The organism is Vibrio ordalii ATCC 33509, assembly GCA_000257205.1.
GTDB classification, from domain to species: Bacteria; Pseudomonadota; Gammaproteobacteria; order Enterobacterales; family Vibrionaceae; genus Vibrio; species Vibrio ordalii.
The window spans coordinates 1-6,316 of the sequence record AEZC01000225.1; the positions used below are offsets into that span (position 1 = coordinate 1).

At 43.1% G+C, this 6,316-nt stretch carries 4 protein-coding genes; 1 reads left to right on the forward strand and 3 read right to left on the reverse strand.

Annotation, left to right across the window (positions count from 1 at the left end; all coding sequences use genetic code 11):
• Positions 1-54: 54 nt before the first annotated feature.
• Both VOR_RS0114820 and VOR_RS0114825 read right to left on the reverse strand, forming a co-directional pair.
• Complete coding sequence (locus tag VOR_RS0114820; protein ID WP_010320477.1) at positions 55-1,074, reverse strand: D-alanine--D-alanine ligase; 1,020 nt, start codon at positions 1,072-1,074, stop codon at positions 55-57.
• 171 nt (positions 1,075-1,245) lie between these two features.
• Entirely contained in the window at positions 1,246-1,827 is a 582-nt protein-coding gene (locus tag VOR_RS0114825; RefSeq protein ID WP_010320478.1) for an SPOR domain-containing protein, read from the reverse strand.
• 219 nt (positions 1,828-2,046) lie between these two features.
• Here VOR_RS0114825 and VOR_RS0114830 point away from each other — a divergent pair, with 219 nt between their 5' ends.
• Positions 2,047-4,737, forward strand: coding sequence for a bifunctional acetate--CoA ligase family protein/GNAT family N-acetyltransferase (locus tag VOR_RS0114830; protein ID WP_010320479.1), 2,691 nt, complete (start codon positions 2,047-2,049; stop codon positions 4,735-4,737).
• Between the two features lie 43 nt (positions 4,738-4,780).
• On the opposite strand, the gene VOR_RS0114835 is transcribed toward VOR_RS0114830, so the two are convergent.
• Complete coding sequence (locus VOR_RS0114835; protein WP_010320480.1) at positions 4,781-5,668, reverse strand: LysR family transcriptional regulator; 888 nt, start codon at positions 5,666-5,668, stop codon at positions 4,781-4,783.
• Positions 5,669-6,316 lie beyond the last annotated feature (648 nt).

Below are 6,316 nucleotides of genomic sequence, written 5' to 3' on the forward strand. Positions count from 1 at the left end.
TCTTCGCAAGCCTTACCCAAACGTATTTAGTCTGTAATCCATTAAATCAAGCTCCTACTGGTGAACGGTTACAACCTTTTGATTGAGTGACGCTGTCACGCAATTGGCTAGAAATTCATGAAACCTATGCCCATTATGCTCTAACATTTTAGGAAACATTGAAATGGGAGTCATGCCTGGAAAGGTGTTAACTTCATTAAGATAAATGTTTCCCTCTGGGGTTAAAAAGAAATCAATACGTGCAAGGTGCCTAAGCTTCATGTGGGTAAAAACCCTAGCAGCATAATCACTTATCATTTCTAATTGATCTCTGGTTAAATTCTGAGCTTGTACTTCAGTCATCGAATGGCTAGTCGCACTGTATTTTTCTTCATAAGTATAAAATGCGTCTTCTGGTGCGATGATCTCACCCGGCTTAGAAAGATATAAAACACCGTCAAGCTGATAAGCGGCAACTTCTAATTCCCTAGGTTTCACTGCTTTTTCAACCAGAACTTGTTCCGAGTAGCTAAAAGCCGCATTGATTGCGCTGTTGAGCTGTGAAACCTCGGTGACTTTGTAACAACCAACAGATGAGCCTTGTCTCGCCGCTTTAATAAACACACTTCCCCATTTTTCCAGAGCCTGCTTACACTCTTGATGCGCTTGTGCATTATTTTCTGAAAGAAAAAGATAAGGTGTATTAGGAATGCCCAGCGCATCGTACCAAAGCTTAGATGTAATTTTATTAAAACTGTTAGCACTGGCTTCTGGACCACAACCTAAATATGGGATGCCAGCCAGCTCGAGCATCGATTGAATGTCGCCCGTTTCCCCTGGATAGCCATGAATGCAAGGAACCACAAAATCGATATTGACGGCAACACCATTGGTATTCAACGTTGCAGCATTCGTATCTAAGAAACTCAGATAGCCCTTTTCACTGTACCAACCATCGGGTCGCATTTCGACGCGAATAACTTGAAAACTTTCTGTTTTTTCAAGTTGAGCTTGTAAATAGTTGGCTGACACAAGTGAAACTTCATGTTCTGACGAACCGCCACCACATAATAATAGGATTGTTGTTTGAGTCATTAAAATCTGTCCATGCTGCTGACGAATAAACTATAAAGCATGATAATCAATTCAGTGTGAAGTTACACGGTTTTAGCCAAGGAAAACCTTTTTACCGTTGTAACAGGCTAAGTTATAAGCAATAAAGGGGCATAAGCCCCTTTGATCATTTATTCGCGATAAAATCCAGAATCAGTTCAACTTATTGAGTGTCGGAAATTCCGAATTTTTGATGGTATCAATACTTTTGGCAAAAGGTTTCATTGCTTGAAACTCGGTTGGCAGTGTTTTGATTGCTTCAACAGCATCGACACGAGTTGCGTAGTCACCATAAAGTACGGTGTACCACTTGGTTCCATTCACTACTTTATAATTTTCCCAAATAGGTTGGCCGTCAGAATTGGGCAGTTTGCTGGCAAACTGATCAACTTTATTCTGTGATCCAACAGCAACGACCTGAATGGTGTAGCCAAAACGCGGATTCATTGCCGTCTGTTTAGCCGTCGGTGGAATGAGTGCTACTGCGGGTTTGCTTTGAGGGCTCATCTTAACGACTTTTTTCTCTGTATCGTTAGGAGACATCTTCACCACATTCGTTTCGACATTGCTCTCAGAAATTCCAGTAGCCATGCCTTCTTGAGCGACTACTGGTTGCTGAACCGGAGCAACTTTATACTCTTCACGATGGCTTTCAGAGGTGACATCGGTAATGTATGTATCAGATGCACAGGCAGCCAGAAGCACTGATAAACCGACAATTGTGATTTTTTTCATGAATTGTTCAACGCCTTAAGTAGAAATTACTATAAATCATGCCGATAGCGACGCTCAGAATCAAGCTCGCTTTGTGATTATATACCCTTGTACTGTGATTTATGGCACAAAGTCGCAGTTGTCTCACGACGTAATGATCACAATCAAACCAATATAGTGAACAAGGATAGCATTTGTTCGCTAAGCTAACGGTAATTCGTGAGTGAAAGGTTCATCAACATGAACAATTTAAATCCATTCCTGAAACCAAAATCGATCGCGGTTGTTGGTGCATCAGTACGCTCGTTTCGTGCTGGCAATATCGTGATGAAGAACCTACTCCAAGGAGGCTTCGATGGTGCGATTATGCCTGTCACGCCTTATTATCCATCCGTCTGCGGCGTATTGGCCTACAAAAGTATCGAATCTCTGCCTATCGTCCCTGATATTGCGATTTTATGCACGCACGCAACACGCAACGTCACCTTATTTAAACAATTGGCTGACAAAGGCATCAGCTCCGTTATCGTACTTTCATCTGATATGTATACTGAAGATGCTCAAGGAGTCGAAATCCAAGCCCAATGCACTAGCATTGCAAAATCAGCTGGAATGCGCATTTTGGGTCCTAATAGCTTAGGTTTGATTCTACCTTGGTTAAATTTCAATGCTTCGTTTTCTCCTGTCACAGCCTTAAAAGGTAACATTGCCTTTATTTCACAATATGCAGCGGTTTGTACCACGATTTTAGATTGGGCAAATGACAAAGAGATCGGATTTTCAGCATTTATTTCTCTTGGTAATGCCAGCGACATCGATTTCTCTGACTTGCTTGATTGCCTGAGCACGGATAGACACACCCAAGCCATTTTACTTTATGTTGATACGATTAAGGATGCTCGCCGTTTTATGTCGGCAGCGCGCGCCGCGTCACGTAACCGGCGAATCTTAGTCTTAAAAGGAGGAAGAACGCTTGCTGGACGTAAAGCGGCGCAAGCACATACTGGTGGAGACAATACACTCGACATTATTTATGACTCCGCAATTCAACGCACGGGTATGTTACGGGTGAATAATACCCATGAACTCTTTGCCGCTGTTGAAACACTCACTCACTCCGTTCCATTACGAGGTGAACGTCTTGCTATTATTACCAATGGTGGCGGGCCAGCTATTATGGCCGTCGATACCTTGTTAGATCGAGGCGGAAAACTGGCCGATCTTGAAGAGTCTACTTATCAAAAACTAAATCAGTGCCTGCCTAAAAGTTGGTCTCACAGTAATCCGGTCGATATGGTGGGTGATGCGGATCATACTCGCTACGTTAATACACTAAATGTGCTGCTAGATAGTGATAAAACCGATGCCATTCTCATTATGCACAGCCCATCTGCGATTGCGCAGTCTGAGCAAACCGCTCAAGCGGTGGTCGACGCCATTAAAGCGCACCCTCGCCATAAACGTTTTAACATCCTAACCAATTGGTCAGGAGAACTTACCGCGCGCCCGGCTAGACAAATATTTACCCAAGCGGGCATCCCAACCTATCGAACGCCAGAAAGTGCAGTAGTGGCATTCATGCACTTAGTCGAGTACCGTCGAAATCAAAAACAACTAATGGAAACGCCGACAACAGCAGAACCCGTCCATGTATCAGAAATACACAGTGCGCAGCAATGGATAGCGGAGCAACTAGGCATACACCCTACCCGTCACCTTGATACGCACCAAATAGGTAAGTTATTTAAATATTTTAATTTTAGCGTATTACCAACTTGGATAGCTTCTGATGCCAGTGAAGCGGTACATATTGCCGAGCAAATTGGTTACCCAGTCGTGGTGAAATTACGTTCGCCTGATATTGCGCATAAATCAGATGTGCAAGGCGTGATGCTCAATCTACGCAACCGCCACGAAGTGGCAAGCGCAGCACAAGCGATATTGGATCGCACGCAGATCTCGTATCCTTCCGCTAATGTTCATGGGTTATTGGTTCAGGCAATGGCAAAGATCGCTGGCGGAGAAGAGCTCAGGATCAAAGTCATCACTGATAGAACCTTTGGCCCGGTCATTTTACTGGGGCAAGGCGGTTCAGAATGGGATGAATCAATCGATGCCGCTGCCGCGCTACCCCCGCTGAATATGACGCTCGCTCGTTATCTGATTGTCAGAGCAATACGCAGCGGGAAAATTCGGCTGCAAAAACTACCAGAGCCAATGAATATTGATGGATTATCTGAGTTTTTAGTTCGTCTCTCGCAGATGATTATTGAATGTCCACAAATAGATGAATTAGATATTCACCCGGTTTTAGCCAATGGCAATCAATTCACTATATTGGATGCCAACTTAGTCCTAAAAGATTACCAAGGCGAGGGACAAAGTAGATTAGCTATCCGCCCCTATCCAAGTGAGTTTGAAGAAAGTGTGATCCTAAAGGACAAGTCGGCCATTACCTTACGCCCAATCTTGCCGGAGGATGAGCCGCATCATGCAGAGTTTATCCGTAATGTATCAAAAGAAGATTTGTACAAACGCTTTTTTTCTGATGTCGGCGAGTTTAACCATGAAGCCTTAGCCAATTTTACTCAAATTGACTATGACCGAGAAATGGCTTTTGTCGCAGTGGATCATACCAATGATCAAGAGAGTATTATTGGCGTTTCACGAGCACTCATTAACCCTGAGAATAGCGATGCTGAGTTCGCCATCTTGATCCGTTCGGATTTAAAAGGAAAAGGTTTAGGTAAAATCTTGCTGCAAAAAATCATCGACTATTGTCGCTTGAAAGGAACCTTACAAATTTCCGGCATGACCATGCCAACCAACCGAGGCATGTTGACGCTAGCGCAAAAATTAGGTTTTGAGATTGAAGTGCATTTCGAAGATGGGACGGCAGATATGGTTTTGATCTTAAATAAACCAGAATAAAGCCGTAGCGATCAGATTTGATCACTGCGATCCGCCCAAAATTTTAACTTAGCACCCAGTTTTTCTTGAGGTATTGCACACACCACGACTTTGCTTCGCCCATTTTATTACGCCGCCATGCCATAATGATCTGCATCGATTTTTCTTCAGATCCGCTGATTGCTTTCAGTTTACCTGAGGCGATCAGTGGCTCTGCTATCTGTTTCGGTAATGTGCCAATACCTAACCCTTCCACTAACGCGGCACATTTTGCGCTGAAATTAGTTACCGTCAGACGCGGCTGTTTTTGCAAAATATTCACGCTCATTGCAGGCTGGTCACGCGCGGTATCGGCAATCGAAATCACTCGATACTTTTGCCTTGCTTCTTCATCAAATGCACCGCTTCGTTTGTGCACGTAATGCGAGCTTGCCGCTACCCAAACCATTGACATAGTTCCTATGGTTTCTGCTTTTACATCTTGTGGTAACGTATCGATACGTGGGCAAATCAGCAAATCGGCTCGATCAGTTGAAAGTGACTCCCAACACCCCGCTAAAATTTCTTCTTGAAGACGGATTCGTGTTTTGCTGACATTACCTAACGCTTCAACCATTGAGAAAAAATTGTTAATTGGGATAATACCGTCAAATGCGACCGTCAAATCCAGTTCCCACCCATTCGCTAACAAGGTTGCGTCATTCACCAATTTTTCTGTCGCCGATAAAATGGCTCTGCCCCGCTCAAGAATGAGCAGTCCAGCTTCAGTAAACGTCGCTTTATGCCCTGAACGGTCGAAAATAGTGATATCTAAATCTTGCTCCAATTTTTGGATCTGATAGCTCAGCGATGATGGTGCACGGCTTAGCTCATTTGCCGCGGCAGCGAAGCTGCCTCGTCTATCAATTGCATCTAGAATATGAAGTGCTTCTAAGGTAATTGGACTTTGCAAAATGGACATCCTTTGGTGAAATTGCAGTGAGTATGCCATAACGAGTATGCCTTATTTATCATCGTTGTGGTATGTCTGACGAGATGGAAAATAGCTGAGAGGGGCAGGTTTGGGAACAAAAAGCGTAGAAATAACAAAGCCAGCTTAATGCTGGCTTTGGGACACATTCATTTAAAAAGGGGGAGAAAAGTTATCAATGAGTGAGTCTATTTCTTATTTTCGGACATCTCTTTCTTAACCATGACCGCTGCAGCCACGATAAAAACGATGATTAATCCAAGCTCCATATGAAACCTCAACAAGTGTATAAAATTAAGGACTAAAATATAAACACAGCGATTCTAACAGACTGGAAAAATTTAGACAGCTTTTAACGTATTACTAACGTTTTTAGTGATTCAGTTCAAAAAGAGCATGAATACAGAAAAATGGTAATTTTTATAACCGTTTACAGCTATAGGATTATAAATCTTACCTAATCACTAAGGAGTAGCATCTTCATCTATACCTCAGCGGCTCACTTCATACGGATACTTAAATCAAGAAAAACTCAAGCTTTTGGGCTTCGCCTTACCGTACGCATCAAATATCCAAAAGCGTTGTGGCCATAAAACCACCTTTCAATATACGGATAAATGAGTGAATTCC